The organism is Psychromarinibacter sediminicola, assembly GCF_029168335.1.
GTDB classification, from domain to species: domain Bacteria; phylum Pseudomonadota; class Alphaproteobacteria; order Rhodobacterales; family Rhodobacteraceae; genus Psychromarinibacter; species Psychromarinibacter sediminicola.
Window position 1 is genome coordinate 35,289 of the sequence record NZ_JARGYC010000025.1, and the last position, 26,203, is coordinate 61,491.

General features: G+C 67.5%; 28 protein-coding genes. 16 read left to right on the forward strand and 12 right to left on the reverse strand.

What is annotated here, in order from left to right:
* Positions 1 to 287 precede the first annotated feature (287 nt).
* Complete coding sequence (serB, locus tag P1J78_RS11215; RefSeq protein WP_275567444.1) at positions 288 to 1,172, reverse strand: phosphoserine phosphatase SerB; 885 nt, start codon at positions 1,170 to 1,172, stop codon at positions 288 to 290.
* Positions 1,173 to 1,400: 228 nt separating this feature from the next.
* On the opposite strand from serB, the gene P1J78_RS11220 reads away from it, so the two are divergent.
* From P1J78_RS11220 to P1J78_RS11230, 3 genes are all read left to right on the forward strand, one after another.
* Positions 1,401 to 2,558: a phosphoserine transaminase gene (locus tag P1J78_RS11220; RefSeq protein ID WP_275567445.1), complete on the forward strand. Its 1,158-nt coding sequence runs from the start codon at positions 1,401 to 1,403 to the stop codon at positions 2,556 to 2,558.
* 101 nt (positions 2,559 to 2,659) lie between these two features.
* Positions 2,660 to 4,249, forward strand: coding sequence for a phosphoglycerate dehydrogenase (serA, locus tag P1J78_RS11225; RefSeq protein WP_275567446.1), 1,590 nt, complete (start codon positions 2,660 to 2,662; stop codon positions 4,247 to 4,249).
* A gap of 6 nt (positions 4,250 to 4,255) precedes the next feature.
* Positions 4,256 to 5,005 (forward strand): metallophosphoesterase family protein, encoded by a 750-nt coding sequence (locus P1J78_RS11230; RefSeq protein WP_275567447.1) that lies wholly within the window; start codon positions 4,256 to 4,258, stop codon positions 5,003 to 5,005.
* Positions 5,006 to 5,009: 4 nt separating this feature from the next.
* Here P1J78_RS11230 and P1J78_RS11235 read toward each other — a convergent pair whose 3' ends face one another.
* Genes P1J78_RS11235 through P1J78_RS11250 form a run of 4 tightly spaced genes read right to left on the reverse strand, consistent with a single transcriptional unit; the run spans position 5,010 to position 7,866 of the window.
* Positions 5,010 to 5,210 (reverse strand): DUF2783 domain-containing protein, encoded by a 201-nt coding sequence (locus P1J78_RS11235; RefSeq protein WP_275567448.1) that lies wholly within the window; start codon positions 5,208 to 5,210, stop codon positions 5,010 to 5,012.
* Positions 5,207 to 6,757 (reverse strand): FAD-dependent oxidoreductase, encoded by a 1,551-nt coding sequence (locus tag P1J78_RS11240; RefSeq protein WP_275567449.1) that lies wholly within the window; start codon positions 6,755 to 6,757, stop codon positions 5,207 to 5,209. Before P1J78_RS11240 ends, P1J78_RS11235 begins: the two co-directional genes overlap by 4 nt.
* Positions 6,747 to 6,899 carry a hypothetical protein gene (locus P1J78_RS11245; protein ID WP_275567450.1) on the reverse strand — a complete coding sequence of 51 codons (153 nt, stop codon included), beginning with the start codon at positions 6,897 to 6,899 and terminating at the stop codon, positions 6,747 to 6,749. The genes P1J78_RS11240 and P1J78_RS11245 overlap by 11 nt, the downstream gene beginning before the upstream one ends.
* Before the next feature lie 16 nt (positions 6,900 to 6,915).
* Positions 6,916 to 7,866, reverse strand: a complete 951-nt coding sequence (locus P1J78_RS11250) for an MBL fold metallo-hydrolase (RefSeq protein WP_275567451.1) — start codon at positions 7,864 to 7,866, stop codon at positions 6,916 to 6,918.
* Between the two features lie 56 nt (positions 7,867 to 7,922).
* On the opposite strand from P1J78_RS11250, the gene P1J78_RS11255 reads away from it, so the two are divergent.
* Entirely contained in the window at positions 7,923 to 8,480 is a 558-nt protein-coding gene (locus tag P1J78_RS11255) for a DUF2585 family protein (RefSeq protein WP_275567452.1), read from the forward strand.
* 41 nt (positions 8,481 to 8,521) lie between these two features.
* On the opposite strand, the gene fahA is transcribed toward P1J78_RS11255, so the two are convergent.
* On the reverse strand, positions 8,522 to 9,790 hold the full coding sequence (gene fahA, locus P1J78_RS11260) for a fumarylacetoacetase (RefSeq protein WP_275567453.1): 1,269 nt from the start codon (positions 9,788 to 9,790) through the stop codon (positions 8,522 to 8,524).
* Between the two features lie 81 nt (positions 9,791 to 9,871).
* Positions 9,872 to 11,233: a homogentisate 1,2-dioxygenase gene (gene hmgA / locus P1J78_RS11265; protein ID WP_275567454.1), complete on the reverse strand. Its 1,362-nt coding sequence runs from the start codon at positions 11,231 to 11,233 to the stop codon at positions 9,872 to 9,874.
* A 158-nt stretch (positions 11,234 to 11,391) separates the two neighbouring features.
* Here hmgA and P1J78_RS11270 point away from each other — a divergent pair, with 158 nt between their 5' ends.
* Both P1J78_RS11270 and P1J78_RS11275 read left to right on the forward strand, forming a co-directional pair.
* A complete protein-coding gene (locus tag P1J78_RS11270) occupies positions 11,392 to 11,823 on the forward strand; it encodes a MarR family winged helix-turn-helix transcriptional regulator (RefSeq protein WP_275567455.1) in 432 nt (143 codons plus the stop codon).
* A gap of 36 nt (positions 11,824 to 11,859) precedes the next feature.
* Positions 11,860 to 13,035 carry an acetyl-CoA C-acyltransferase family protein gene (locus P1J78_RS11275; protein WP_275567456.1) on the forward strand — a complete coding sequence of 392 codons (1,176 nt, stop codon included), beginning with the start codon at positions 11,860 to 11,862 and terminating at the stop codon, positions 13,033 to 13,035.
* 133 nt (positions 13,036 to 13,168) lie between these two features.
* Here P1J78_RS11275 and msrA read toward each other — a convergent pair whose 3' ends face one another.
* The 3 genes from msrA to P1J78_RS11290 all read right to left on the reverse strand — a co-directional run bounded on the left by msrA (position 13,169) and on the right by P1J78_RS11290 (position 15,903).
* Positions 13,169 to 13,798 (reverse strand): peptide-methionine (S)-S-oxide reductase MsrA, encoded by a 630-nt coding sequence (msrA, locus tag P1J78_RS11280; protein ID WP_275567457.1) that lies wholly within the window; start codon positions 13,796 to 13,798, stop codon positions 13,169 to 13,171.
* A 94-nt stretch (positions 13,799 to 13,892) separates the two neighbouring features.
* Positions 13,893 to 14,663 (reverse strand): sulfotransferase family protein, encoded by a 771-nt coding sequence (locus P1J78_RS11285; RefSeq protein WP_275567458.1) that lies wholly within the window; start codon positions 14,661 to 14,663, stop codon positions 13,893 to 13,895.
* A gap of 13 nt (positions 14,664 to 14,676) precedes the next feature.
* Positions 14,677 to 15,903, reverse strand: a complete 1,227-nt coding sequence (locus P1J78_RS11290) for an argininosuccinate synthase (RefSeq protein WP_275567459.1) — start codon at positions 15,901 to 15,903, stop codon at positions 14,677 to 14,679.
* Positions 15,904 to 16,022: 119 nt separating this feature from the next.
* Here P1J78_RS11290 and P1J78_RS11295 point away from each other — a divergent pair, with 119 nt between their 5' ends.
* Positions 16,023 to 16,448 carry an acyl-CoA thioesterase gene (locus P1J78_RS11295; protein ID WP_275567460.1) on the forward strand — a complete coding sequence of 142 codons (426 nt, stop codon included), beginning with the start codon at positions 16,023 to 16,025 and terminating at the stop codon, positions 16,446 to 16,448.
* Positions 16,449 to 16,451: 3 nt separating this feature from the next.
* On the opposite strand, the gene P1J78_RS11300 is transcribed toward P1J78_RS11295, so the two are convergent.
* Positions 16,452 to 16,784 (reverse strand): Hpt domain-containing protein, encoded by a 333-nt coding sequence (locus P1J78_RS11300; protein WP_275567461.1) that lies wholly within the window; start codon positions 16,782 to 16,784, stop codon positions 16,452 to 16,454.
* A 157-nt stretch (positions 16,785 to 16,941) separates the two neighbouring features.
* Between P1J78_RS11300 and P1J78_RS11305 the strand changes: the two genes are divergently transcribed.
* Positions 16,942 to 17,451 (forward strand): response regulator, encoded by a 510-nt coding sequence (locus tag P1J78_RS11305; RefSeq protein ID WP_275567462.1) that lies wholly within the window; start codon positions 16,942 to 16,944, stop codon positions 17,449 to 17,451.
* 42 nt (positions 17,452 to 17,493) lie between these two features.
* Positions 17,494 to 18,177 (forward strand): PP2C family protein-serine/threonine phosphatase, encoded by a 684-nt coding sequence (locus P1J78_RS11310; RefSeq protein ID WP_275567463.1) that lies wholly within the window; start codon positions 17,494 to 17,496, stop codon positions 18,175 to 18,177.
* 3 nt (positions 18,178 to 18,180) lie between these two features.
* Here P1J78_RS11310 and P1J78_RS11315 read toward each other — a convergent pair whose 3' ends face one another.
* The gene (locus P1J78_RS11315) at positions 18,181 to 18,615 is read right to left on the reverse strand and encodes an NUDIX hydrolase (RefSeq protein WP_275567464.1); all 435 of its coding nucleotides are present in this window, start codon (positions 18,613 to 18,615) and stop codon (positions 18,181 to 18,183) included.
* Positions 18,616 to 18,694: 79 nt separating this feature from the next.
* Here P1J78_RS11315 and hslO point away from each other — a divergent pair, with 79 nt between their 5' ends.
* The 7 genes from hslO (at position 18,695) to P1J78_RS11350 (ending at position 26,006) form a co-directional block, all read left to right on the forward strand.
* Positions 18,695 to 19,693 (forward strand): Hsp33 family molecular chaperone HslO, encoded by a 999-nt coding sequence (gene hslO, locus P1J78_RS11320; RefSeq protein ID WP_275567465.1) that lies wholly within the window; start codon positions 18,695 to 18,697, stop codon positions 19,691 to 19,693.
* Positions 19,680 to 20,279, forward strand: coding sequence for a CoA pyrophosphatase (locus P1J78_RS11325; protein ID WP_275567466.1), 600 nt, complete (start codon positions 19,680 to 19,682; stop codon positions 20,277 to 20,279). The genes hslO and P1J78_RS11325 overlap by 14 nt, the downstream gene beginning before the upstream one ends.
* Positions 20,279 to 21,430 (forward strand): CCA tRNA nucleotidyltransferase, encoded by a 1,152-nt coding sequence (locus tag P1J78_RS11330; protein WP_275567467.1) that lies wholly within the window; start codon positions 20,279 to 20,281, stop codon positions 21,428 to 21,430. Before P1J78_RS11325 ends, P1J78_RS11330 begins: the two co-directional genes overlap by 1 nt.
* A gap of 117 nt (positions 21,431 to 21,547) precedes the next feature.
* Entirely contained in the window at positions 21,548 to 23,398 is a 1,851-nt protein-coding gene (locus P1J78_RS11335) for an ABC transporter ATP-binding protein (RefSeq protein ID WP_275567468.1), read from the forward strand.
* A complete protein-coding gene (locus P1J78_RS11340) occupies positions 23,395 to 24,606 on the forward strand; it encodes a class I SAM-dependent RNA methyltransferase (RefSeq protein WP_275567469.1) in 1,212 nt (403 codons plus the stop codon). Before P1J78_RS11335 ends, P1J78_RS11340 begins: the two co-directional genes overlap by 4 nt.
* Positions 24,607 to 24,639: 33 nt before the next feature.
* The gene (locus tag P1J78_RS11345) at positions 24,640 to 25,422 is read left to right on the forward strand and encodes an ion transporter (protein ID WP_275567470.1); all 783 of its coding nucleotides are present in this window, start codon (positions 24,640 to 24,642) and stop codon (positions 25,420 to 25,422) included.
* An 89-nt stretch (positions 25,423 to 25,511) separates the two neighbouring features.
* Positions 25,512 to 26,006 carry a L,D-transpeptidase family protein gene (locus tag P1J78_RS11350; protein WP_275567471.1) on the forward strand — a complete coding sequence of 165 codons (495 nt, stop codon included), beginning with the start codon at positions 25,512 to 25,514 and terminating at the stop codon, positions 26,004 to 26,006.
* The last annotated feature ends 197 nt before the right edge of the window (positions 26,007 to 26,203 follow it).

Consider the following 26,203-nt stretch of genomic DNA (forward strand, 5'->3'; position numbering starts at 1 on the left):
GCCTCCAGCCGTTTCTGCCTCTGTCGCTCCGCGCGGGTCATCTCGCGTGACCTTCCGTGGCGGGCCTGCGATCCACAATCGTACAGGGCAACACTAACGGAAATCTGCCGAATTGTTAAAGTCCCGGCGGCAAGAAATCGCGCAGGATTGAGGAAGCGGGAAAGGGCAATGCGGAACGGCTGGGTGCGGCCCGGCGCGGCGGGGTCACCGAGGCGGCGCCGGACCCCGCCGGCGAAGAACCGCTGTAGCCCCGCGGTTGGCGAACGCCGCCTGGGTGATGTGGCATTTCAGGCCGGATCAGTGACGAACTCGTCGCGCGCGTAGCCCTGCAGGAACAGCAGGGCGCTCAGGTCGCCATGGTTCACGCGCAGCTCGCATTTCTCCTGCACGGTCGGCTTGGCATGCAGCGCCACGCCCATGCCGGCCAGCCCAAGCATTCCAAGGTCGTTGGCCCCGTCCCCGACGGCCAGCACATCCGCCTTCGCGATGCCCAGCCGCCCGGTCTGCATCTCCAGCGCCTCGACCTTCGCGTCGCGTCCCAGGATCGGCTCGGCGACCCGCCCGGTGAGGGTGCCGTCCTCGACGATCAGGTCGTTGGCCCGGTGCGCGTCGAATCCAAGCGCCGCGGCCACGCGCGCCGCAAAGGCCGTGAATCCGCCCGAGACCAGCATGGCGAAGGCCCCGTGTGCCTTCATCGTCGCCACCAGCACGCGGCCGCCGGGCATGTAGGTGATGCGATTCGCCAGCACCGTGTCGACGATCGATTCCGGCAGCCCCTTCAACAGCGCGACCCGTTCCCGCAGCGCCCCCTCGAATTCCAGCTCGCCGTTCATCGCGCGGGCGGTGATCTCGGCCACCTGCGGCCCGATCCCGGCCTCGGCGGCCAGCTCGTCGATGCATTCCTGCCGGATCAGGGTCGAATCCATGTCCGCCAGCAGCATCCTTTTGCGCCGCCCCTCGGCCGGCTGCACCGCCAGGTCGACGCCCATCCGCTGGCACTCTTCCCAGACCTCCCAGCGATTCGCCGGCACCTCGGGCAGCTCGAACTCCGCCGCCTCGTCCGGCGACAGCCACTGCAGATCCCCGCCGCCCCAGGCGTTGCGCAGCGAGTCGCACAGCGCGGGGTCGAGGGTCCGGCGGTCGGGAGAGGCGATGAGGGTGGCGACGTGCATGGCGGGTTCCGGAAATGGTCTGCTTGCGGCTCCCTTACCCGTCCTGAATTCGATGTGAAAGGCAACGCAGGGGACCGTGTCCGAGAGCTATCGGCTCCCGCTCATAATCATCATGCGCATTTTTCCGGACCGCGGCGCATGTGCCGTCTTGCCGGTAGGTCGCGGTGGGCGTATGTCCGGCGGCGGGACACCCCTCCCCAACGAGGGGCGTATATCTGGAAGGATACCATGTCAGACCCGACGAAACCGGCGAAGCGGCCGGGAAACCCGCGTTTTTCCTCTGGCCCCTGTGCCAAACCCCCGACATTCACGCTCGACAAGCTGTCCGACGCCGCGCTCGGCCGCTCGCACCGTGCCGCCATCGGCAAGGGCAAGCTGAAGGACGCGATCGAGACGACCCGCGAGGTGCTGGGCATCCCCGCCGACTACCGCATCGGCATCGTCCCGGCCTCGGACACCGGCGCCGTGGAAATGGCGATGTGGTCCATGCTGGGCGCCCGCAAGGCGACGATGGTCGCCTGGGAAAGCTTTGGCGCCGGCTGGGTGACCGACGTGGTCAAGCAGCTGAAGATCGACGCCGAGATCAAGGAAGCGGATTACGGCGAGATCGTCGATTTCGCCGAGATCGACTTCGACACCGATGTCGTTTTCACCTGGAACGGCACCACCTCGGGCGTGCGCGTGCCCTCGGGCGACGCGATCCCGGCCGACCGCGCCGGCCTGACCATCTGCGACGCGACCTCCGCCGCCTTCGCGCAGGACTTGCCGTGGGACAAGCTGGATGTTGCCACCTTCTCCTGGCAGAAGGTGCTGGGCGGCGAGGCCGCGCACGGCATGCTGATCCTCAACCCCCGCGCCGTCGAGCGGCTGGAAAGCTACACCCCGCCCTGGCCGCTGCCCAAGATCTTCCGCATGACCAAGGGCGGCAAGCTGAACGAGGGCATCTTCGAGGGCGCCACGATCAACACCCCGTCGATGCTGGCCGTCGAGGATTACCTCGTCGCGCTCGACTGGGCGAAATCGGTGGGCGGCGTTCCCGGCCTGAAGAAGCGGGCCGATGCCAATACCGCCGCGATTGCCGCCTTCGTAGAGACACATGACTGGATCGACTTCCTTGCCGCCGACCCGGCGATCCGGTCGAACACGAGCGTCTGCCTGAAGTTCACCGACGACCGCATTCGCGACGGCGCGGCCTTCGCCAAGGCCGTGTCCAAGCGGCTGGAATCCGAGGGCGTGGCCTACGATATCAACGCCTATCGCGACGCGCCGGCGGGCCTCAGGATCTGGTGCGGCGGCACGGTCGAGACCTCGGACATCGAGGCGCTGCTGCCGTGGATCGAATGGGCCTTCGAGGCCGAGATCGCCGCGCAGACCGAAACCGCGTGATATCCGTCCCGGCGTCCGCGCCGGGGCCCTCCCGAAGAAAGCCATGAGGCCCCGGGCCGGACCCGGGGCGCGCAGTCTCTTATTCGAAGGAATCGCCCGAAATGGCCCCGAAGGTACTCGTTTCCGACAAGCTCTCTGAAACCGCCGTGCAGATCTTCCGCGATCGCGGCATCGACGTCGACTTTCAGCCTGATCTCGGCAAGGACAAGGACAAGCTCGCCGAGGTGATCGGCCAGTATGACGGCCTCGCCATCCGCTCGGCCACCAAGGTGACCGACAAGCTGCTGGAGAAGGCCGACAACCTGAAGGTGATCGGCCGCGCCGGCATCGGCGTCGACAACGTCGACATCCCGGCCGCGTCCCGCAAGGGCGTGATCGTCATGAACACGCCCTTCGGCAACTCGATCACCACGGCCGAGCATGCCATCGCGATGATCATGTCGACGGCGCGCCAGATCCCCGAGGCGAACGCCTCGACGCAGGCCGGCAAGTGGGAAAAGTCCCGCTTCATGGGTGTCGAGCTGACCGGCAAGACGCTGGGCGTGATCGGCGCCGGCAATATCGGCTCCATCGTCATCGACCGGGCGCACGGCCTGCGGATGAAGGTGATCGCCTACGATCCGTTCCTCGGCCAGGAGCGCGCGGACAAGCTGGGCGTGGAAAAGGTGGAGCTGGACGAGCTTTTGTCCCGCGCCGACTTCGTGACGCTGCACGTGCCGCTGACGGACAAGACCCGCAACATCCTGTCGCGCGAGAATCTCGGCAAGATGAAGAAGGGCGCCCGCGTCATCAACTGCGCCCGCGGCGGCCTGGTGGACGAGGCCGCGCTTGCCGAGATGATCCAGTCCGGCCACATCGCCTCGGCCGCGCTGGACGTCTTTGCCGAGGAGCCGGCGAAGGAGAACCCGCTGTTTGGCCTGCCGAACGTCGTCTGCACCCCGCATCTGGGCGCCGCCACCTCGGAAGCGCAGGAGAACGTCGCCCTGCAGGTGGCCGAGCAGATGTCGGATTACCTGCTGACCGGCGCGGTGCAGAACGCGCTGAACATGCCGTCGGTGACCGCGGAAGAGGCCAAGGTGATGGGCCCCTGGATCAAGCTCGCCGAGTATCTGGGCGATTTCGCGGGGCAGCTCACCGACGAGCCGATCGAGGCGATCAACATTCTCTATGACGGCGTCGCGGCCGAGATGAACACCGCCGCGCTGTCCTCCGCGGCGATCGCCGGGATCATGACCGCCACCAACCCGGACGTGAACATGGTCTCTGCCCCCGTCGTCGCGAAGGAGCGGGATATCGACATCTCGTCCACCACGCAGACGAAGAGCGGCGTGTTCGATGGCTACGTCAAGCTGACGGTGAAGACGCCCACGCGGGAACGCTCTATCGCCGGCACCGTGTTCTCGGACGGCAAGCCGCGCTTCATCCAGATCAAGGGCATCAACATCGACGCCGAGGTGGGGCAGCACATGCTCTATACCACCAACAAGGACGTGCCGGGCATCATCGGCACGCTGGGTCAGACGCTGGGCACCCATGGCGTGAACATCGCCAATTTCACGCTCGGCCGGAGGAACGGCGACGCCATCGCGCTGCTGTATCTCGACGAGCAGCCCGACAACGGCGTGCTGACCGCGCTTCGCAACACCGGGCTGTTCCAGCAGGTGCGCCCGCTGCAGTTCGAGGTGGCTTAGGGACGGATGCGACGGCTTTATGCCATCGGTGACATCCACGGGCAGCGCGACATGCTTCGCGCTGCCCACGCGCGTGTCGCGGCCGACCGGAGGCGGTGCGGCGACGTCGACGCGCCGCTCGTCCATCTCGGTGACCTGACAGACCGGGGGCCGGACTCCCGGGGCGTGATCGAGGATCTGGTGCGCGGCATCGCGGAAGGCGAGCCGTGGCACGTCATCCGCGGCAACCACGATCAGCTGTTCCTCGATTTCCTCAGCTTCGAGGGCGAGGACGACCCCCGCCGCGACACGGCGCTCTACTGGCTGCGGCCGAATCTCGGCGGCTCCGCCACGATGGCCTCCTACGGCGTCGACCCGGACCCGCGCCGCGATCTGGAAGCGGTGCAGGCCGATGCCGGCGCGGCGGTGCCTCAATCCCACCGTGCGCTGTTGGAAAACATGCCGTACGTCCATGAGACCGAAGACCTGATCTGCGTCCATGCCGGCATCCGACCCGGCATCCCGCTGGACAGGCAGGATCCGGACGACCTGGTCTGGATCCGCTTCGAATTCCTGGAGAGCACCCGCGACCACGGCCGGCTGGTCGTCCACGGCCACACGCCGGCCGAAGCCCCGGAAAACCACGGCAACCGGATCAACCTGGACACCGGCGCTGGCTATGGCCGTCCGCTGACCGCCGCCGTTTTCGAAGGACGCGAGCCTTTCATCCTGACCGACAACGGCCGCACGCGGCTGCCGCTGATCTGGGATCTGTAGCCGCTCAGCCCAGCGGTGTCTTCCGCGCCAGGGCCAGCGCTTCGCTCAGCACGGTCCGGTCACCGATATGGTTCGCCAGAATCATCACTAACTGGGCGTTCAGAGCCTGACTCTCCGCCTCGCTCAGCCCCTTATGCGTGGCCAGAAGCTCCTCGTAGAACCCGTCGTGATCGGCCAGGTTCGGCGTGTCGATCAATGCGGTCATTCGCCCCTCCAGATTGCCTCGATGGTGGCCTCGACGGCGGTGCGGTCGACATAGGGCCAGCGCGCCGCGATCACCTGGTCGGGCCGGATCAGATACACGGTCTTCTCGGCCTCGCCCATGTAGCGGCGGCGAATCTCGTCGGTGATTTCCGGCGTCAGCACCTCGGCGCCCGCCACCTCCGGCGCCTGGCACCCCAGCGCAAGCACGACCATACGGCCGCCCAGCGCATTCAGCAGCCAGCCGTTGCCCATCGGCGCATCCGGCGCCACGGCGCCCGGCCGCGACACGCGCGGCAGCGCCTTGTCGTCGGCGCCGTTCACCGGATAGACGCAGGGCACTGACAGCCGGCCGGAATTCACCCAGCTCCGCGCGAAAGGCGCCTTGGCGGCCAGGGCCAGCACCTGGTCGCGGAACAACCGTTCGGCCCCGTCGGCCGGGGTCATGAAGCGCGTCGACCGGGTCGAATTCAGGATGTTCTCGTCCGTGCCGTAGGTTCGCTCGGTGTTATACGTCTCTAACAGGCCCGAATCCGCGCGACCCTCCAGCACGGCGGCCAGCTTCCAGCCCAGGTTGTCGACGTCCTGCAGCCCGCCGTTGCCGCCGCGCGCACCGAAGGGCGACACGACATGCGCGCTGTCGCCCACGAACAGCACCCGGTCATGCACGAAGCGCTCCAGCCGCCGGCACTGGAAGGTATAGACGCTGACCCAGTCCAGCTTGAAATCCGAATGCCCCACGACCTTCTCGATCCGCGGGATCACCTTCTCGGGCTTTTTCTCCTCGACCGGGTCGGCGTCCCAGCCGAGCTGCAGGTCGATGCGATAGATGTTGTCCGGCTGTTTATGCAAGAGCGCCGACTGGCCGGGATGGAACGTGGGCTCGAACCAGAACCACCGCTCCGAGGGCGTATCGGCCGTCATCTCGATATCGGCGATCAGAAACCGCTCCTCAAAGAGCTCGCCCGCGAAATCCAGCCCCATCATCTCGCGGATGGGCGACTTCGCCCCGTCGCAGGCGATCAGGTACTCGGTTTCGAGACTGTATTCGCCATCCGGCGTCTCGATCCGCACCGTCGCGGCCTCGGCAGTCTGGTCGACCTCCACCACCTCGTTCTTGAACCGCACGTCCACCAGATCGTTGTCGAGGGCGGCCCGCACCAGGAACTCCTCGACGTAATACTGTTGCAGGTTCACGAAGGCGGGCATCTTGTGCCCTTCTTCCGGCAGCAGGTCGAAGTTGAACACCTCCTTGTCGCGGTGGAACGTGCGCCCGACCTTCCAGGTCACGCCCTTCTCGACCGACTTGTCGCCGATCCCCAGGCGATCGAGGATTTCCAGGCTCCGCTTCGACCAGCAGATCGCGCGCGAGCCGACCGAGACCACGTTGTTGTCGTCCAGCACCACGGACGGCACCCCGTAATTCGCCAGCTCCAGCGCCATCGCCACGCCGATCGGCCCGGCCCCCACGATGACCACCTTGTGCCGCGGCTCCGGCGCGGTCAGGCCCGGCGGGGCGGTGTAGGGAAAGGGTTGATAGTCATAAGGCATGGGCCGTCCTCCCGATCAGCCAGATGGTCACGCCGGGCACCACATGCCCGGCGGCATAGAAGATCGCGACGAGTCGCAGGAACCGCAGCAGTTGCTCCAGGGGATCCCCCAGAACCGGCGATGCGAACCGAACCAGCACCATCGTTCCGGCACAGGGCCTAGCCCTGCAACTGCTCCCACAGCTCCGCGTCCCGCTCGGCGGTCCAGATGCGCGGCGTGTCGATGTCGCGCGCCTCGTCATAGGCGCGGGCAACGTTGAAGGGCAGGCAGTGCTCGTAGATCGCGTAGTCGCTGAACTTCGGGTCGCATTCCGCCCGCACCGCGTCCCACGCTTCCTTCAGCGAGCCGCCGCCCAGCGCGACCTTGGCCGCCGGCGCATAGGTCGACTTCACGAAATCGGTCGTGGAATCCAGCGCCGCGTTCACCATCTCGGTCCCGACCAGCGCGTCGCCGCGGCCCGGTGCGATGGCGTCCAGCTCCCAGGCGCGGATGTTCTCGATGGTGCCGGGCCAGTCGTGGAAATGCCCGTCGCCGCAGTAGCAGGCGGACTTGTACTCGACGATATCGCCGGTGAACATCACGTTCTGGTCGGGCACGTAGATCACCGCGTCGCCGGCCGTGTGGGCGCGGCCCAGCTGCATGATATCGACCCGCCGGTTGCCGAGATAGACACTCATCCGCCCGTTGAACGTCGTGGTCGGCCAGGTCAGCCCCGGGATGTCCTCGTGCCCCTGGAACAGGCGCGGGAAGCGCGTGAACTCGCTGTCCCAGTCCTCCTGCCCGCGCTCGACCACCATCGACCGGGCCTTTTCCGACATGATCATCGTCGGTGCCTGGAACGCCGAGGCGCCCAGCACCCGCACCGCGTGATAATGCGTCATGACCAGATGCGTGATCGGCTTGTCGGTCACCGAGCGCACGCATTCGATCACCTTGTTCGCCAGCCGCGGCGTCGCCTGCGCCTCGACGATCATCACCGAATCGTCGCCGATGATGACGCCCGAGTTCGGGTCGCCCTCGGCGGTAAAGGCGTACAGGCCCTCCCCGATCTGGGTAAAGCTGACCTGCTTTTCTTCCATGTCGCCTTGCGATGCGAATGCCTTCGCCATTCCGGTTCCTTTCAAGTCTCTGGACGCGCGTGTGTTTCGGTGCTTGCGTGGGCGGCATGACCCGCGCCACGCCATACTGGATCTCGCTTGCCCTGTTTCTCGGGACGGGCGTGATCCTCTATCTGATGGGGCGCGATCTGATCTGCCCCTGCGGATATGTCGAACTCTGGGCCGGCGACGCGCCGCCCGAGCAAAGCAGCCAGCACATCGCCGACTGGTACACCCCCAGCCACCTGCTGCACGGCCTTTTGTTCTATGCCGCGCTGTGGCTGGTGGCCCCCCGGATGCCGATTTCGTGGCGCTTCGCCATCGCCATGCTGGTCGAATGCGGCTGGGAGCTCGTCGAGAATTCCGCCTGGGTGATCGAGCGCTATCGCTCGGTCACCGTATCCTTCGACTATAACGGCGACAGCATCGTCAACGCGCTCGCCGATATCGTGGCGATGGTCGTGGGCTTCGCCCTGGCGAGAGTCATTCCGGTCTGGGCCAGCGTTGCCCTCGTGATCGGGTTCGAGCTTCTGACGGCCTACCTGATCCGCGACGGGCTGGTGCTGAACGTCGTCATGCTGCTCTGGCCCCTCGACGCCATCCTGCAATGGCAGCAGGCGGGTTAGACCCGCCTGGCCGTTTCCGCGATATGCAGGGCGCGCGGTCATCAGTCCCGCTTGTAGGGATCGTCCAGCGCGGCAATCACCTTGCCCACGCAATCGCCGAACCCGATCCTGTAGCCGTCGCCCGCGGCCGCGCCCGACAGGGTCAGCGTGTCGCCGTCCTCGATGAAGTTCCGCGTCTGGCCGCCGGGCAGCTCTATCGGTTCCTTCCCGCCCCAGGAGATCTCCAGAAGGCTGCCGCGCTCGTCCTTCGTGACACCGGAGATCGTGCCGGAGCCCAGCAGGTCGCCCACATTCATCGGCGACCCGGCGGTGGTGTGATGCGCCAGCTGCTGGGCGGAGGAGTAGTACATCTCCTTGTAGTTGGTCCGCGACAGCACCGTTTTCTCGCCGTTTTCGGGCTGGATCGCGACGGACAGGGGGATGTCGTACAGCATCGGCCCCGGCTCCTGCAGATAAGGCAGAAGCTCGCGCTCGCGCTCCGGCGTGTTGCAGCGAAACGGCTCTAACGCGGCTTTTGTCACGATCCAGGGGCTGATCGAGGTGGCGGTGGCCTTCGCCTGGAACGGTCCCAAAGGCTGGTATTCCCAGGCCTGGATGTCCCGCGCCGACCAGTCGTTCACCAGAACGTAGCCGAAGATCATGTCGTCGGCCTCCTGCACCGTCACCGGCCCGTCCGAGGGCACGCCGACGATGGCGCCCATCTCCAGTTCGATGTCGAACCGCTTGCACGGGGCGAAGACCGGCAGATCCTGATCCGGCGCCTTCAGCTGCCCCCACGGCCGCCGCACATCCGTACCGCTGACCACCACGGACGACGCGCGCCCGTTATACCCGATGGGGATCGACAGCCAGTTCGGCGGCAGCGCGTTCTCCGCCCCCCGGAACATCGTGCCGACATTCGTGGCGTGGTGCTTGCCCGCGTAGAAGTCGGTGTATTCCGCCACCACGAAGGGCAGCGCCATCTCGACGTCGGCCTGCGGCACGAGATAGTCGCGATACACCGCCGCATCCGCCGCGCCCTCGCGCAGCATCTCGACCAGCAGCGTGCGGAAGGCATCCCAGACGGCCGGGCCCATCGCCATGAACTCGTTCCACACGCCCGAGAAGAACACCATCTCCATCTCTTCGGGCACGTCGAGAACCTGATCCTCCTCCATCTGCGTGAGGTCCAGGATCATGTCGCCGATCGCCACGCCGCAATGCGGCAGGTCTTCGGGATCGTCATAGAACGACCCGTAGGGCAGGTTGTTCAGCGGGAATTCCGTGTCGGGCGCGTTGGCGCTCTCGACCCAGCTGCGCATCAGGGGCATGTCGTCTCTCCGGTTCGTTGCGGCGCGCGACAGGCGCACCCTACGTCTGTGTAGGGCGCGCCGTCAGCGCATCGCAACCAGTCACTTCTTGCCGGGTGTGCCGTCGAACTTCTTCTCCAGGCTCTCCCAGCAGTCGATGTAGTCGTCCTGCAGCGGCGCTTCGTTTCCGGCGAAGGGGGTCAGATGCTGCGGGAACCGGGTCTCGAACATGAAGGACATCGTGTTTTCCAGCTTCTCGGGCCCGAGATTGGCGTTGGACGCCCCCTCGAACGCCTCGCGGTCCGGCCCGTGCGGCAGCATCATGTTGTGCAGGCTCAGACCGCCCGGCACGAAGCCCTGCGGCTTGGCGTCGTACTGGCCATAGATGTTGCCCATCAGCTCGGACATGATGTTCTTGTGGTACCACGGCGGGCGGAACGTGTCCTCGGCCACCAGCCAGCGCTCGCGGAACAGCACGAAGTCGATATTCGCCGTGCCCGGCACGCCGGACGGCGCGGTCAGCACCGTGAAGATCGACGGGTCGGGATGGTCGAACAGGATCGCGCCGACGGGGCAGTAGTTGCGCATGTCGTATTTGCACGGCGCGTAGTTGCCGTGCCACGCCACGATGTCCAGCGGCGAATGGCCGATCTTGGTGACGTGGAACTGGCCGCACCACTTGATGGTCACGGTCGAGTCGACCTCGCGATCCTCATAAGCCGCCACCGGCGTCTTGAAGTCCCGCGGGTTCGCCAGGCAGTTGGCGCCGATTGGCCCGCGGCCCGGCAGCTCGAACTTCTGGCCGTAATTCTCGCAGACGAATCCGCGCGCCGGCCCGTCCACCAGTTCGACCCGGTAGAGCAGCCCGCGCGGAATGACGGCGATCTCCTTGGGCTCCAGGTCGATGATCCCCAGCTCGGTATAGAACCGCAGACGGCCGTCCTGCGGCACCACCAGAAGCTCGGAATCGGCCGAGTAGAAATACTCGTCCACCATCGACTCGGTCACCAGGTAGATATGCGATGCCATCCCCACCTGCGTGTTCACGTCGCCGGCGGTGGTCATCGTCCGCATGCCGGTGATCCAGGTCAGCCGCTCGTCCGTCATCGGCACCGGATCCCAGCGGTACTGGCCCAGCGAGATCACGTCCGGGTCCACGCAAGGTGCCGACTTCCAGTACGGCACGTCGATCTTCTCGTAGCGATGCGAATGCTTCACCGACGGCCGGATGCGATAGCACCACGTACGCTCGTTCTGGTGGCTGGGCGCGGTGAAGGCCGTGCCGGACAATTGCTCGCCATAGAGACCGTAATTGCACTTTTGCGGGCTGTTCATTCCTTCGGGCAGCGCGCCGGGCAGGGCCTCGGTTTCGAAGTCGTTGCCGAAGCCGGGCATATAGCCTTCGTGGATGCCGACAGTGCTCGCGGCACGCACCATGTCGCGGGGTGTGGATTGCTTGTTCATCAGATCCTCCGTGCGGCATCGGGGAATCGGGCAGAGGGACAGGCCCCGACGCTTGCGGCACCCATATCGTTGCAGTTGAAATGAAGTCAAGGGCCGGCTAGAAAGTTGATCGCGCCCGGCTCCCGTGGAACATGGCGCATGCAATCAAAGGGCCGCCCATGCTCGACTTCGACCTCAGCCAATTCCTGCCGTATCAGCTCGCCGTGGTGTCCGAGCGGGTGAGCCGCGAATTCGCCGCCATCTACCGTGCCCGCTATGGCATCAGCCGGGCGGAATGGCGCGTCCTGGCGCATCTGAGCCAGGCCAAGGCGGTCAGCGTGCGCGACATCAGCGAACAGGCCGAACTGGACAAGCCGAAGGTCAGCCGCGCCGCGACCCGGCTGGAGAAGGCGGGATACGTGACTAAAAAGGCGAACGAGACCGACAAGCGCCTCGTCTCGCTCGCCCTGACAGACAAGGGCGTCGCGCTGATGGAGGATATGGCCCCGCTCGCCCGCGCCTACGAGGCGAAGGTGCTGGACAGGCTGGGCACCGACGCGCCAACCTTTCTCGCCGCAGTGCAGAAATTGACGCAGGACAACGGTGCCTGACCCGCGTATTACGGGCCCCGGACAAAGGAGGAGACCATGGACGATATCGTGATTCTCGACGGCGCCCGCACCGCCATCGGCACCTTCGGCGGCGCGCTGGCCGGCACCCCGCCGATCCAGCTGGGCGGGACCGTTGCGAAAGAGGCGATGGCGCGCGCCGGGGTCGAGGGCGGCCAGATCGGCCACGTCTCGTACGGCCACGTCATCAACACCGAGCCTCGCGACATGTACCTGTCCCGCGCCGCGGCGATCGAGGCGGGGATTCCCGACACCACACCGGCGATGAACGTTAACCGGCTCTGCGGCTCCGGCGCGCAGGCCGTTGTCTCGGTGGTCCAGTCCCTCGCGCTGGGCGACGCCGAGTTCGGCCTTGCCGGCGGGGCGGAAAGCATGAGCCGCGCGCCCTATATCCTGCCGCAGGCGCGCTGGGGCGCGAAGATGGGCGATATCTCGGCGCAGGACATGATGCTGGGCGCGCTGAACTGCCCGTTCGGCACCGGGCATATGGGCGTGACGGCCGAGAACGTCGCGGCCGAGCACCAGATCAGCCGCGAAGAGCAGGACGCCTTCGCGATGCAAAGCCAGGACCGCGCCGCGCGCGCCATCTCGGAGGGTCGGTTCAAGGACCAGATCGTGCCGGTCGAGGTGAAGGTAAGGCGCGACACCGTCGCCTTCGAGACCGACGAGCACCCCAAGCAGACCAGCCTGGACAAGCTCGCGGGTCTGCGCCCGGCCTTCCAGAAGGACGGCACCGTGACAGCCGGTAATGCCTCGGGCATCAACGACGGCGCCGCGGCCATCGTGCTGGCCCGGGCCGACGCCGCGGAGAAGGCGGGGCTGACGCCGAGGGCCCGGGTGCTGGGCTATGCGCATGCCGGCGTGCGGCCCGAGGTCATGGGGATCGGCCCGGTTCCGGCGGTAGAGAGCCTGCTGGAGAAGACCGGCCTGTCGGCCGAGGATTTCGACGTCATCGAGTCGAACGAGGCCTTCGCGGCGCAGGCGCTGGCCGTGAACAAGGGGCTGGGCCTGAACCCCGACAAGGTGAACCCGAACGGCGGCGCCATCGCGCTGGGCCACCCGGTCGGCGCCACCGGGGCGATCCTGACCGTCAAGGCGCTGTACGAGCTGGAGCGGATCGGCGGCAAGCGGGCGCTGGTGACCATGTGCATCGGCGGCGGCCAGGGGATCGCGCTGGCCTTCGAGCGCCTCTGAGGGTCGAACCGCCTTCGGCGGTCCGATCCGCTTGGGGGGGCGACGTCCCCCCTGTCGCCCATTGTGCTTGCACAATGGCGCACCAAGGACGACGCCTCCTGGCGTATGTCCGGCCAGAAAAAGGCGCGGGCGCTCAGCCCCCGACGAAAGGCGCGTCGTCGCCCCAGAGCTCGCGGACGCGCTGGTCGCGGTTGCAGCCGTCGCGGTAGCGCTCATACGCCTTCTCCTTCGAGATCGGGCCGAAGCGGGACAGGATCAGGTCGCTCTTCTTGTAGTAGTCCTGATGGTACTCCTCGGCCTTGTAGAACGTCGCGTCGTCGCGGATCGGCGTGACGATCTCCTGGCCCAGCTCTTCCTCGGCCTCCGCCTTCTCCGCTTCGGCGATGCGGCGTTCCTCCGCGTTAGAGACGAAAATGGCCGTGGTATAGCTTTCGCCCCGGTCGCAGAACTGGCCGCCCGCGTCGGTCGGGTCGATGGAGCGGAAGAACAGCTCGACCAGCCGCTCATAGCCCACCTTCTCGTCGTCGTAGCGGATCTGCGCCACCTCCAGGTGGCCGGTGCCGCCGCGGGTCACTTCCTTGTAGGTCGGGTTCTCGACCGTGCCACCGGCGAAACCGGAGACGGCCTCGATCACGCCGTCGACCTTCTCGAAATCGGCCTCCACGCACCAGAAGCAGCCGCCGGCGAACAGGGCGGTCCTGGTCTCGGCCTGCGCGGCAGCGCCGGCGAGCGTGACCGCGAGGGCTGTCAGAACAAGTCTCATATCGGGCCTCCTCTTTGCGCCCCAGAGTGGCGCATAGTCTCCGTGGGGCAAGGCACGGTCGCGTGATCCGTCACCCGGCGCGGCGGCCGTTCGGTCAGACCGGGTAGCCGAACGTCTCGAAATCGGGCCGAAACAGGGTCTGCACGATCTCGCGCGCCCGCGGGGTGTAATGCGCCTCCAGCTGCGCGGCGGCGTCGGTGCTGGCCGGCCCGTAGCGACGCTCGCTGGCATATCCCCGGCCGAAGATGCGGCGCGCGATCAGGTCCAGTTCCTCGTCAAGCCGCTCGAACCGGCCGATATGGTCGAAGCGCTCGGGCGGCAGGACCAGGCCCGCCACCTGCGGCGCCCAGTGGTTGTCGTCGTAAAGCCCGCCCTCGGCGAGATACAGGCAGAACTGCTCGAATGTCGGGGCATCGGTCCCGTGCTTGTCGCGCAAGAGCCGAAGCGGCCGCCGGGACTGCCGCTGGCGGCCGACGATCTTGTCGAGATAGGCCGACAGGGTGCGGCTGTAGGGATCGCGGACGATGCAGAACTTGAAGCAATCGGCCAGCGCCGCGACGCCCCGACGGCCCAGGAAGACCGGCCGCCCGAAGGCATGCTTCGCCGTCCGGGCCATCGCGTCGCCCTGGCCGCCGAACGCATAGTCGTGCAGCATCGCCGTGACGGTCGAGTTGGCGTTCTTCGGCAGGCGGTTGAACAGGAAGCCGTGGCTCAGGCTGACGGCCACGCGCATATCGACTTCGGTAATCCACAGCGGGCCGCGATACGGATTGGCGCGGTAGAACGGGCTGAGCCGGTTGACCGCGTGATTGACCGACCGGCTGAGCGCGTCGACCAGCCGGTTGTCGTACTGCGCGAAGGTCATCTGCGGCGCGGCGCTAGGTCATGCGCCGCTTGCGATCCGCCAGCAGCCGCAGGCGCAGCGCGTTCAGCTTGATGAACCCCGCCGCGTCCTTCTGGTCGTAGGCGCCGGCATCGTCCTCGAAGGTCACATGCGCCTCGGAATAGAGACTGTGCTCGGACCAGCGGCCGACCGTGCGAGCGAGACCCTTGTAGAGCTTCAGCCGGACCGTGCCGGTGACGTGCTCCTGGCTGCGGTCGATCAGCGCCTGCAGCATCTCGCGCTCGGGCGAGAACCAGAAACCGTTATAGATCAGCTCGGCATAGCGCGGCATCAGCTCGTCCTTCAGATGCGCCGCGCCGCGGTCGAGCGTGATCTGCTCGATGCCGCGATGCGCCTCCAAAAGGACGGTGCCGCCCGGGGTCTCGTAGATGCCGCGGGATTTCATGCCGACGAAGCGGCCCTCGACAAGGTCCAGCCGGCCGATCCCGTGCTTGCCGCCCAGCTCGTTGAGCTTCGTCAGGATCTCCGCCGGCGACATCGCCTGGCCGTTGATCGAGACGGGGTCGCCCTTTTCGAACCCGATCTCGACGTATTCGGGCGTGTCCGGCGCGTCCTCGGGGTTCGTGGTGCGCTGATAGACGTAATCGGGCGCGTCCTGTGCCGGGTCTTCCAGCACCTTGCCCTCGGACGAGGTGTGCAGCAGGTTCGCATCGACAGAGAACGGCGCCTCGCCGCGCTTGTCCTTGGCGATGGGGATCTGGTGCTGCTCGGCGAAATCCAGAAGCCTGGTGCGCGAGGTCAGGTCCCATTCCCGCCACGGCGCGATGACCTTGATGTCGGGGTTCAGCGCATAGGCGGCCAGTTCGAACCGCACCTGGTCGTTGCCCTTGCCGGTCGCGCCATGGGCGACGGCGTCGGCCCCGGTCTCCGCCGCGATCTCGATCAGCCGCTTGGAGATCAGCGGCCGGGCGATGGAGGTGCCCAGCAGGTACAGTCCCTCGTAAACGGCATTGGCGCGGAACATCGGGAAGACGAAGTCGCGCACGAATTCCTCGCGCAGGTCCTCGATATAGATGTTCTCGGGCGCGATCCCGAGCATCTCGGCCTTCTTGCGCGCGGGTTCCAGCTCTTCGCCCTGGCCCAGGTCGGCGGTGAAGGTGACGACCTCGCAGCCGTATTCCGTCTGCAGCCATTTCAGGATGATCGAGGTATCGAGGCCGCCGGAATAGGCGAGGACGACTTTCCTGGGTGCGTCGGACATGTACGGGCTCCGTCTGATGGTCGAAGCGCGTTTAACGCGGGGGATGCCGGTCGGCAAGGCGGGGTTGCGGCCGGCGCTGCCCGGTGCTTGGCTGAACCGGGTCAGGACAGGAGAGGACGATGGGCGACAGGCTGGAGCTGTTTCGCGGGGTGGTGCATCCGTGGCACCACGACCATTTCGGGCATATGAACGTGCGCCACTATGCGCCGTTCTTCGACGACGCGACCTATCACATGTGGACCCTGCTGGGCCTGGCCTATTCCGAGATGCAGGCCGAGCACGGGGTGCATACCGTGTCGGGCACCGCGACCACGACCTTCATCAAGGAACTTGTGGCGGGCGATCTGATCCGGATCGACGGCGCCGTCACCCGGATCGGCGGCAAGAGCGTGACGTTCCACCTGCGGATGCTGCACGCGGATACCGGGGCGCTGCACGCGACCTACGATCTCGTGGAGGTGTTCTTCGATCCCGAAACCCGGTCCTCCGCGACGATTCCCCCCGAGGTCCGCGCCAAGCTGGAAGCGCATCAGCTGACCGGCTAGCGGTCAGGCGGCCGGGAACGCCTGCAGACGCGCGACGAGCGCGGCGCGGGAGTCGGCGTAAAGCGCTCGCAGGGCGGCGAGGTCGATTCGCTCGGGCTGCCCCGCGGCGGCCAGGCGTTCGCCCTGGCGGCAGATTTCGGCCATCTGCTGAAATCCAAGGTTCAGCGCGCTGCCCTTCAGGAAGTGAAGACGCTCCTTCAGGCCGTCGGGCCCCTGGCACGTCTCCAATTCGGCCACCACCTCGTCGGATTCCTCGACGAACATCTCGACCACCTCCAGGAACTCCTCGGCGCCGATTTCCTGCCGCAACTCGTCGACACGCTGCCAGTCGATCATCCGCCGCTCCCATATCGATGCGGAGGGCCACGATACACGGGCCGATTGAGCCTCGGGTTAATCCCGGCGGGCATCTTCTTAAAATGCGCTGCTTATCGGCCTGTTAAGCCGGGCCTGCTTCAACCGCGGCAAACCGATCGGGCAGAGTGTGACCGGCGTGACCGCACAGAACGAAATCCTCCGGCTGGGTCAGCGACCGGCGCCGCCCGCGACCGTGCTGGTCGTGGACGACAGCCGCGCGCAGCGGCGCCTGCTGGCGACCTATCTCAAGAAGATGGGTCTGAACGTGGTCGAGGCACCGTCCGGCGAGGCGGCGCTGACCCTCTGTCAGATCGAACAGCCGGACCTGATCGTCAGCGACTGGGTGATGCCCGGGATGGACGGGCTGGCGTTCTGCCGCGCCTTCCGGGCGATGCGCGGGGACAGGTACGGCTATTTCGTGCTGCTGACGTCGAACGACGAAAAGCACGAGGTCGCGGTGGGCCTCGACGCCGGGGCCGACGACTTCCTGACGAAACCCGTGCATGCGGCCGAGCTGCGCGCCCGGATCCGGGCCGGTCAGCGCGTCCTCCGGATGGAGCGGGAGCTGAACCTGGCGCTGGACGAGATGAAACAGCTGCACGCCGTCATCGACCGCGACCTGGTCGAGGCTCAGAAACTGCAGTAATCCCTCTTGCGCGACCGGGACCGCAGCTTTCCGGGGGTCGACGTGTCCCTCCTCCTGCGGCCGGCGGGGCGCGTCGGCGGCGACCTCGTCGGCATGTTCGAGGTGAACGCGCGCGAGATCGGGGTGTTCGCGCTGGATGTGTCCGGGCACGGGATCGCCTCGGCCCTGATGACGGCGCGGCTGGCGGCGCATTTCGCGGGCACCACGCCGGGCACGAATATCGCGATCACCCGCGACCGCGACGGTCAGCCGGTGATGCGCAATCCCAGCGCGGCCGTGGCGCGCCTCAACGACATCGTCCTGAACCAGATGGAGACGGAGCAGTATCTGACCCTGATCCTGGCCCGGATCGCGCTGGACGACGGCCGCGTGACGCTGACCCAGGCCGGCCATCCGCACCCGATGATCCACCGGGCCGACGGCGCGGTGGAGTCTGCCGGCGACGGCGGCATGCCCGTGGGCCTTCTGCCCGCGGCCGGCTTCTCGGACACCGAGCTGCAGCTTCGGCCCGGCGATCGCATCCTGATCGGCTCCGACGGGATCACGGAATGCATGTCGCCGGGTCACGAGATGTTCGACGATGCCGGGCTGCGGGCCTTTCTGCGCGATCACGCGATGTCGCGCGGGCAGGCCCTGTTCGACCGCCTGATCGACAGGCTGGCGGGCCATATGGGGCACAGCGACTTCGCCGACGACGTCTCGGCCATCCTGCTGGATTTCAGCTGAGCGTCACAGAACCCGCGCCGCAAAGGCCCGGTCGCCGGAATTCGCCAGCAGCCCCAGTGCGTCGCCGGGGTCCAGCCACCACGCCGTGTGCCCCGCCTCGACCGGCGGGCCGTGGCGGCGCACCGGCCGGGCGAGGTAGATATGGCAGATCTTCTCGGCCCAGAGGTCGTATTCCGGCATATAGGTAAACCGCCGATAGGCGCCCAGCCGGCGCGGCGCGGCGATGCGCCAGCCGGTTTCCTCGAACACCTCGCGATGCAGCGCGGCGACCGGCGATTCGCCCGGGTCGATGCCGCCGCCGGGCAGCTGATATTCGGGCCGCGGCTCCACCTGATGGGTCACCAGCACCCGGCCGCCGCGCGGCAGCACCGCATAGACCCCGGGCCGCGGCGTATAGCGTATGCCCGGTCTCACTGTCTCGCCGTAACGCGGGATCATCGCCGCCCCCTGCCTTTGCTGTGCGGTTGTCGTACCTATATGGACGCGGTATGCCACACGCGAGGCGCAAGGAAACCCCATGACCATTGGATCGCAGATCGCCTGGGATGACACCATCCTGCCGTTTCAGCTCGACCGCTCGGACATCCGTGGCCGGGTCGCCCGGCTGGACGGCGTGCTCGACGAGCTGCTGGCCCAGCACAACTATCCGCGCCCGATCGAGGCGCTGGTGGCCGAGACGGCGCTGCTGACCGCGCTGATCGGCCAGACCATCAAGCTGCGCTGGAAACTGTCGCTGCAGGTGCGCGGCGACGGCCCGGCCCGCCTGATCGCGACCGACTATTACGGACCGTCGAAAGAGGGCGAGCCGGCCTGGGTGCGCGCCTATGCCAGCTTCGACGCCGACCGGCTGGACCCCGACGCCGCGCCGTTCTCGCAGATCGGCAAGGGCTATTTCGCCATCCTGATCGACCAGGGCAGCGGCATGGTGCCGTATCAGGGCATCACGCCCATCGCCGGCGGGTCTCTGGCGGCCTGTGCAGAGACGTATTTCGCGCAATCCGAACAACTGCCGACCCGCTTCGCGCTGGGCTTCGGCCGCGCACAGGAACCCGGCCAGCCCGACCATTGGCGGGCCGGCGGCGTCATGCTGCAGCACATGCCCAAGGCTTCGCCCTTCGCCACCGGCGGCGGCTCGGGCGAGGGCGGGCTGTTGGAGGCGCAGGATATCGTCGAGGGCGAGGACGAAGAGAACTGGATGCGGGCGAACACCCTGCTGGAGACGGTCGAGCTGATCGAGCTGGTCGGCCCCACCGTGCAGTCCACCGACCTTCTGGTGCGCCTGTTCCACGAGGAACAGCCCCGCGTCTTCGATCCGCAGCCGGTGCAGTTCGGCTGTACCTGCTCGGCCGACCGGGTGCGCGAAAGCCTGTCGATCTACTCGGCCAAGGACATCGGCCACATGACCACGGAGGACGGCATCGTGACCGCCGACTGCCAGTTCTGCGGCGCGCATTACGAGTTCGACCCCAAGACGCTGGGGTTCGAGGCCGAGGAGTCCCCCGGTGACGGCGAGTGACCCGTTCGCCCGGATCGTGGCGGCCCTGGACGGATCGGGCACGGATTCCTCCGACTTCGACCTGAACCCCGATTTTCGGCCGCCGGCGGGGACGCGATACCGCCCCGCCGGCGTGCTGGTGCCGCTGATCGACACGCCGCGCGGTCTGCAGGTGATCCTGACCAAGCGGTCCTCTGCGCTGATGCACCATCCCGGCCAGATCGCCTTTCCCGGCGGCAAGGTCGATGCCGGTGACGCCGATACCAAGGCCGCCGCACTGCGCGAGGCGCGCGAGGAGATCGGGCTCGACCCCGCGAACGTGGAAATCCTGGGACAACTGCCGGGGCACGAGACGGTGACCGGCTTCGAAATGGTGCCGTTCCTGGGCCGGATCAGAGCCGAATTCGACGCCGTGCCCGAACTGGGCGAAGTCGACGAGGTGTTCCGCGTGCCGTTCGACCACGTCGCCGACCGCGCGCGCTATCGCATGCAGTCGCGCCGCTGGCAGGGGCGGACAAGGCACTATTACGCCGTGCCCTACGGACCCTATTACATCTGGGGCGCCACCGCGCGAATCCTGCGCGGCCTGGCCGAGCGGCTGGCCTGATGCGGGTGACGGGCGACTGGCTGACGGACCCGCGGGCGCAGGCGGTGTGCCGGGTTCTGACCGATGCGGGCTACGAGGCGCTGTTCGTCGGCGGCTGCGTGCGCAACGCCTTGATCGGCGCGCCGGTGGACGACATCGACATCTCGACCGACGCGACGCCCGAAACAGTCTCTGACCTTGCGGAAAAGGCCGGTCTTAAGGCTGTGCCGACCGGGATCGACCACGGCACCGTGACCGTGGTTGCCGAGGGCCAGCCGCACGAGATCACCACCTTCCGCCGCGACGTGGAGACCGACGGCCGCCGCGCCGTCGTGGCCTTCACCACCGAGATCCGCGAGGACGCGCTGCGCCGCGACCTGACGATGAACGCGCTCTACGCCCGGCCCGACGGCACGGTCGTCGACCCGCTCGGCGGTCTTCCGGACCTTCTCGCGCGGCGAGTGCGGTTCATCGAAGACCCGGAGGCGCGGATCCGCGAGGACTATCTGCGCATCCTGCGGTTCTTCCGCTTCCACGCCTGGTACGGCGACCCGCAGGAGGGGCTCGACGCGGACGGGCTGGCCGCCTGCGCCGCGCTGTCGGACGGGCTGGAGACGCTGTCGAAAGAGCGGATCGGGGCCGAACTGCGCAAGCTTTTGGCCGCGCCGGACCCGTCGCCCTCCGCCGCCGCCATGCAGCACGCAGGGTGCCTGCGCCCGGTGCTGCCCGGCGCCGACACACGCGCGCTGCCGATCCTCGTGGCGTTGGAGCCGGAGCTGGCGGCGCGGCCGGAGGCGATCCGGCGGCTGGCCGTTCTGGGCGGCGAAGAAGCGGCCGGGCATCTGCGCCTGTCGAAGAAGGACGCGCGCCGGCTGGAGCGCCTGCGTGCGGCCGCCACGGTCGACATGGGGCCGGCGGAGCTTGGCTATCGGCTGGGCCTCGCGGAGGCGCGCGACGCGGTGCTGATCCGCGCCGCGCTCATGGAATCGCCCCTGCCGCCGGACGCCGCCGGCGACATCGCGCGCGGGGCCGAGGCGGAGTTTCCCGTAACCGCAAAGGACCTGATGCCGGACTACAAGGGCGCGGCGCTGGGCGAGCGGCTGACCAGTCTCGAAACCAGGTGGATCGCGTCCGGTTTCACCCTCACGCGCGACGAGCTTGTTGGCCGATAGCGCGAACGTCACCGGCGGCGGCCCGCGCCTCGCTTTCCCCGCGACCCGCGCCGGGCTATATGGAGACGCTCCGGTGCACCACGTCGGTGGGTCGGCCGGGACGGAACAGGCGGCGGAATGACGTTGAACAGGTTCGCGACATGGGTCTCCGGGCTGATCGACCCGGAACGCCCGGCGTCCGGCGCCCCGCCGCGGACGCTGCTGGCCTTCATGCGCTGGCTGCTGGAGGGCGCCTGGCTCGGCATCGGCGCCGCCGCCATCGTCTCGGCGCTGGTCGGATCGTTCGAGGTTCTGAGCGCGCTGATCCTCGGACAGGTGATCGACGCCGCGCTGGCCAGCCCGCCGGGGGACTTCTTCTCGGCCAACACGTCTCTGTTGCTGGCGGTTCTGGCCTTCTTCCTGCTGATCCGGCCGGTGACCTCGGGCATCTCGTCGGCGCTGCAATCGCTCTGCATCGGGCCGAACGTCAACAACCTCGTCCTGTCGCGGCTGCATCGCTGGACCATGGGGCAGGCGGTGACCTTCTTCGACAACGACTTCGCCGGCCGCATCGCGCAGAAGCAGATGCAGACGGCCCGGGCGATGACCGACACCGTGATCGACATCGTCAGCGCGGTGATCTTCGGGCTCGCCTCGGTGGCCGGCTCGGCGCTCTTGATGCTGTCGATCGGGCCGACCGTCGCGGCGATCCTGGCCGTCTGGTTCATACTCTACGCCGCCCTGATCCGGGTGTTCCTGCCGCGCATCCGCACGCGCTCGGCCGCGCGGGCCGCGGCGCGGGCGATGGTCTCGGGGCAGGTCGTCGACACGGTCACGAACATCAAGACGGTCAAGCTCTTCGCCCACCAGGATCACGAGGACCGCGCCGCGCTGAACGAGATGCGCCGGTTCCGCGAGGCGGCGTTCTCCTTCGGCAAGGCCTCGGCGATGTTCCGGTTCCTGCTGATGACGCTGGCCGGAATGCTGCCGGTGCTGCTGGTCGGCGCGACGCTGGTGCTGTGGACCAACGGCGCCGCTTCGGCCGGCGACATCGCGGCGACGGGGGCGGTGTCGATCCGGCTGGCGCAGATGACCGGCTGGATCAGCAACGCGCTGTTGATGATGTATTCGCATGTCGGCGAGATCGAGGACGGGATGAAGACCCTGACCCCGCCGCACGAACTGACCGACGCCGAGAACGCGGGCGAGCCGGGTACGAAACCGGTGGTCGAATTCGACGGCGTCAGCTTTGCCTATGGGCGCGAGACGGGCGGCGTCGCGGATATCGACCTGACGATCCACGAGGGCGAGAAACTGGCCATCGTCGGCGCCTCGGGCGCGGGCAAGTCGACCCTCGTGGCGCTCTTGATGCGTCTCTACGACACCGAAGGCGGGGCGATCCGCGTCGGCGGGCAGGACGTGCGCGCGGTCACGCAGGAAAGCCTGCGCCGCCGCATCGGGATGGTCACGCAGGAGACGGCGATGTTCAACCGCTCCGCCCGCGACAACATCAAGTACGGCAAGCCCGACGCGACCGAGGACGAGATGATCGCCGCCGCCGAGAAGGCGCAGGCGCACGAATTCATCCAGGAGCTGAAGGATTTCAAGGGCCGCACCGGCTATGACGCCTATCTCGGCGAGCGCGGCGTGAAGCTGTCGGGCGGCCAGCGGCAACGCATCGCGCTGGCCCGCGCCATCCTGAAGAACGCGCCGATCCTAGTGCTGGACGAGGCGACGTCGGCGCTTGATTCCGAGGTCGAGGCCGAGATCCAGGAGGCCCTGCACCGCGTGATGGAGGGCAAGACCGTGCTGGCCATCGCCCACCGCCTGTCCACCATCGCCGAGATGGACCGCATCGTCGTGCTGGACCAGGGCCGCATCGTCGAGCAGGGGACGCATAGCGAGTTGCTGGCGCAGGACGGGCTTTACGCGCGCTACTGGAAACGGCAGTCGGGCGGGTTCATGGGCTATGCCGAGGCGGCAGAGTGACGCTTACGATCGAACGGCTGGGACATCGCGGGGACGGGATCGCGCCCGGCCCCGTCTTCGTGCCGCTGACGCTGCCGGGCGAGGAGGTGGAGGGCGAGGTTTCGGGCGACCGGATCGACAGCCCGCGCATCGTGACGCCCTCGCCCGACCGGGTGCGCCCGCCCTGCCGCCACTTCAAGAGCTGCGGCGGCTGCGCCCTGCAACATGCCTCCGACGCCTATGTAGAGACGTGGAAGGCCGACATCGTCCGCACCGCGCTGGCCGCCCACGGGCTGGACGCGCCGATCCGCGGCGTGGCGACCTCGCCGCCCCGGTCCCGCCGGCGCGCCACCTTCTCGGGCCGCCGCACCAAGAAGGGCGCGCTGGTGGGGTTCCACGCCCGCGCCTCCGACACGGTGATCGAGGGGCCCGACTGCCAGCTCGTGCTGCCGGAGATCGCCGCGCTGCTGCCGGCGCTGACCGAGATCACGAAGGCGGGCGCCTCGCGGCGCGGCGAGCTGTCCCTGTCCGTCACCCGGTCCCAGGCCGGGGCGGATGTCTTCGTCTCCGGCGGGCACAAGCTGGACGGCCCGCTGCGGGCCACGCTGGCGCAGATCGCCCAGCAGAGCGGTTTCGCGCGGCTGGGATGGGACGGCGAGACGGTGGTGGAGATCCACCCGCCGGCCCAGAGTTTCGACGGGATAGAGACGGTTCCGCCCCCCGGCGCCTTCCTGCAGGCCACCCGCCACGGCGAGGCCGCGCTGCTGGCCGCGGTGCAGGAGGCCGTCGGCAACGCCAAGCGCATCGTCGACCTCTTCGCGGGCTGCGGCACCTTCGCCCTGCCGCTCGCCCGGACCGCCGACATCCACGCTGTGGAGGCCGGCGCCGACATGCTCGCCGCGCTCGACCGGGCCTGGCGCCACGCGCACGGGCTCAAGCAGGTCACGACCGAGATGCGCGACCTGTTCCGCCGCCCGTTGCTGGCGGCCGAGCTGGACCGCCACGACGCCATCGTCATCGACCCCCCGCGCGCCGGGGCCGAGGCGCAGACCGCCGAGATCGCGCGATCCGCCGTCCCCCGCATCGCCGCCGTGTCCTGCAACCCCGCCACCTTCGCCCGCGATGCCGCGATGCTCGCCGGGGCGGGATACAGCCTGGATTGGGTGCAGGTGGTGGATCAGTTCCGCTGGTCTCCGCATGTGGAGCTTGCGGCGCAGTTCAGCAGATAGCATATCGCCCGGAACGACAGGGAACGAGGGCCGATGACCTTTCGCGAGAGACTGGCGAGCTGGCTGGCGCAGCCGCGCGTGCGCAACACGATCACCGGCGTCATCGTGTTCAACGCGATCCTTCTGGGGATGGAGACGTCGGACCAGATCATGAGCCGATTCGGCGCGCTGATCGTCGCGCTGGACCGCGCCTGCCTCGCCGTCTTCGTGGCCGAGATCGGGGCCAAGCTGGTGGCGCATGGCTGGCGCTTCTTCCGCAACGGCTGGAACAACTTCGACTTCGTCATCGTCGGCATCTCGCTGCTGCCCGGGGCGCAGACGCTGTCCGTCCTGCGGGCCTTGCGGATCCTGCGGGTGCTGCGCGTCGTCTCGGTCCTGCCGCGCCTGCGCCGAGTGATCGAGGGGTTCATCACCGCGCTGCCCGGCATGGCCTCGGTCTTCGCGCTGATGGGCCTGATCTTCTATATCGGCTCGGTCATGGCGACGAAGCTGTTCGGCGACGCCTTCCCGGTCTGGTTCGGCACGCTCGGCCGCTCGGCCTATTCGCTGTTCCAGATCATGACGCTGGAAAGCTGGTCGATGGGCATCGTCCGCCCGGTGATGGAGCAGTACCCCCAGGCCTGGGCCTTCTTCGTGCCGTTCATCATCGCCACGACCTTCGCGGTGGCGAACCTGATCGTCGGCCTGATCGTGAACTCGATGCAGGACGCCCACCACGAGGCCGATGCCGAGGCGACCGGCACCTACCGCGACGAGGTGCTCGCCCGGCTCACCGCGATCGAGGAGAAGCTCGACCGGCAGGATCGGCACGACTGAGCCGATCACATCTTCGCGATGGCCCGAATCCTATTCCCGGGATGTTCGATTTTTGATAGTCTGTCCCAAAACCCGTAGAGGCTGGGGACATGAAGTTTTCGCGACTGATTCTCGCGCTGGGCGTGCTGTTGGCGCTGGGTGCCTGTTCCTCGAAGTTCAAGACATATCACGGCCCCGAGGTCACGCGCGTCGTGGTCTACAAGAGCGCGCGGAAGATGCATCTGCTGCATTACGGCGAGGTGCTGGAGAGCTACGATATCGAGCTGGGCTTCGCGCCGCAGGGGCACAAGCGGTTCGAAGGCGACGGCCGGACGCCGGAGGGCCGCTATTTCATCGACCGGCGCAACCCGAACAGCCGCTTTCACCTGTCGGTGGGCATTTCCTATCCGAACGAAACGGATGTGGAGGTCGCCCGCTCCGCCGGACGCCCGCCGGGCGGCGACATCTTCATCCACGGCAAGCCCAAGCCGTTCCGCAAGCGCAAGGGCGACTGGACCGCGGGCTGCATCGCCGTGTCGGACCGCGACATCGAATGGGTCTATGCGATGGTCGAGGACGGGACGGTGATAGATATATATCCGTGACCCAGAGCATGTCGCACAAAAGTGGGAACCGGTTTTGTGCTCTCCGACATGCGAACTCGATAAACCAGAGCGCTTCGCGTGACTGCGACTGAGCGCGACGCGCTCTAGAGCCTCGTGCGGAAAACCAGAGTCGGGGATTCCCATAAGGAAGGGTTTGTGATTCACTATATGTGGAGGTGGATCATGGGAAAACCGCT

Bases quoted from the DNA above. Each gene is read 5' to 3' on its own strand.
- serB (WP_275567444.1), bottom strand. From the start codon at position 1,172: ATGCACGTCGCCACCCTCATCGCCTCTCCCGACCGCCGGACCCTCGAC.
- P1J78_RS11220 (WP_275567445.1), top strand. From the start codon at position 1,401: ATGTCAGACCCGACGAAACCGGCGAAGCGGCCGGGAAACCCGCGTTTT.
- serA (WP_275567446.1), top strand. From the start codon at position 2,660: ATGGCCCCGAAGGTACTCGTTTCCGACAAGCTCTCTGAAACCGCCGTG.
- P1J78_RS11230 (WP_275567447.1), top strand. From the start codon at position 4,256: ATGCGACGGCTTTATGCCATCGGTGACATCCACGGGCAGCGCGACATG.
- P1J78_RS11235 (WP_275567448.1), bottom strand. From the start codon at position 5,210: ATGACCGCATTGATCGACACGCCGAACCTGGCCGATCACGACGGGTTC.
- P1J78_RS11240 (WP_275567449.1), bottom strand. From the start codon at position 6,757: ATGCCTTATGACTATCAACCCTTTCCCTACACCGCCCCGCCGGGCCTG.
- P1J78_RS11245 (WP_275567450.1), bottom strand. From the start codon at position 6,899: ATGGTGCTGGTTCGGTTCGCATCGCCGGTTCTGGGGGATCCCCTGGAG.
- P1J78_RS11250 (WP_275567451.1), bottom strand. From the start codon at position 7,866: ATGGCGAAGGCATTCGCATCGCAAGGCGACATGGAAGAAAAGCAGGTC.
- P1J78_RS11255 (WP_275567452.1), top strand. From the start codon at position 7,923: ATGACCCGCGCCACGCCATACTGGATCTCGCTTGCCCTGTTTCTCGGG.
- fahA (WP_275567453.1), bottom strand. From the start codon at position 9,790: ATGCCCCTGATGCGCAGCTGGGTCGAGAGCGCCAACGCGCCCGACACG.
- hmgA (WP_275567454.1), bottom strand. From the start codon at position 11,233: ATGAACAAGCAATCCACACCCCGCGACATGGTGCGTGCCGCGAGCACT.
- P1J78_RS11270 (WP_275567455.1), top strand. From the start codon at position 11,392: ATGCTCGACTTCGACCTCAGCCAATTCCTGCCGTATCAGCTCGCCGTG.
- P1J78_RS11275 (WP_275567456.1), top strand. From the start codon at position 11,860: ATGGACGATATCGTGATTCTCGACGGCGCCCGCACCGCCATCGGCACC.
- msrA (WP_275567457.1), bottom strand. From the start codon at position 13,798: ATGAGACTTGTTCTGACAGCCCTCGCGGTCACGCTCGCCGGCGCTGCC.
- P1J78_RS11285 (WP_275567458.1), bottom strand. From the start codon at position 14,663: ATGACCTTCGCGCAGTACGACAACCGGCTGGTCGACGCGCTCAGCCGG.
- P1J78_RS11290 (WP_275567459.1), bottom strand. From the start codon at position 15,903: ATGTCCGACGCACCCAGGAAAGTCGTCCTCGCCTATTCCGGCGGCCTC.
- P1J78_RS11295 (WP_275567460.1), top strand. From the start codon at position 16,023: ATGGGCGACAGGCTGGAGCTGTTTCGCGGGGTGGTGCATCCGTGGCAC.
- P1J78_RS11300 (WP_275567461.1), bottom strand. From the start codon at position 16,784: ATGATCGACTGGCAGCGTGTCGACGAGTTGCGGCAGGAAATCGGCGCC.
- P1J78_RS11315 (WP_275567464.1), bottom strand. From the start codon at position 18,615: ATGATCCCGCGTTACGGCGAGACAGTGAGACCGGGCATACGCTATACG.
- hslO (WP_275567465.1), top strand. From the start codon at position 18,695: ATGACCATTGGATCGCAGATCGCCTGGGATGACACCATCCTGCCGTTT.
- P1J78_RS11330 (WP_275567467.1), top strand. From the start codon at position 20,279: ATGCGGGTGACGGGCGACTGGCTGACGGACCCGCGGGCGCAGGCGGTG.
- P1J78_RS11335 (WP_275567468.1), top strand. From the start codon at position 21,548: ATGACGTTGAACAGGTTCGCGACATGGGTCTCCGGGCTGATCGACCCG.
- P1J78_RS11345 (WP_275567470.1), top strand. From the start codon at position 24,640: ATGACCTTTCGCGAGAGACTGGCGAGCTGGCTGGCGCAGCCGCGCGTG.
- P1J78_RS11350 (WP_275567471.1), top strand. From the start codon at position 25,512: ATGAAGTTTTCGCGACTGATTCTCGCGCTGGGCGTGCTGTTGGCGCTG.